At 52.5% G+C, this 530-nt stretch carries 1 protein-coding gene; it reads right to left on the bottom strand.

What is annotated here, in order from left to right; all coding sequences use genetic code 11:
- Positions 1-530 (bottom strand): EF-Tu C-terminal domain-related protein (locus tag ACUTSC_RS24985; protein WP_445653591.1); only part of this gene is annotated, 530 nt, incomplete at both ends.

Here is a 530-nt window from a genome sequence, read left to right as displayed (position 1 = left end):
GTACGGCCGCCTTCACGGATTGCGAAACGCAGACCGTCGTCCATCGCGATTGGGTGAATCAGGGTGACAACCATGTTCACGTTGTCGCCTGGCATTACCATCTCTACGCCTTCTGGCAGTTCGATGGTACCGGTCACGTCAGTAGTACGGAAGTAGAACTGTGGACGGTAGCCTTTGAAGAATGGCGTGTGACGACCACCTTCATCTTTGCTCAGGATGTACACTTCAGATTCGAACTGGGTGTGCGGCTTGATGGAGCCTGGCTTAGCCAGTACCTGACCACGTTCGATTTCTTCACGTTTGATACCACGCAGCAGAACACCTACGTTCTCACCAGCACGGCCTTCGTCCAGCAGTTTGCGGAACATTTCAACGCCAGTACAGGTAGACTTAACGGTGTCTTTGATACCAACGATTTCAACTTCTTCGCCAACTTTGATGATACCGCGCTCAACACGACCGGTAACAACGGTACCACGACCGGAGATGGAGAATACGTCTTCGATTGGCAGCAGGAACGGCTTGTCGAT

The organism is Serratia sp. TSA_105.2, from assembly GCF_052692115.1.
This window is presented reverse-complemented; position numbering and strand designations above follow the sequence as displayed.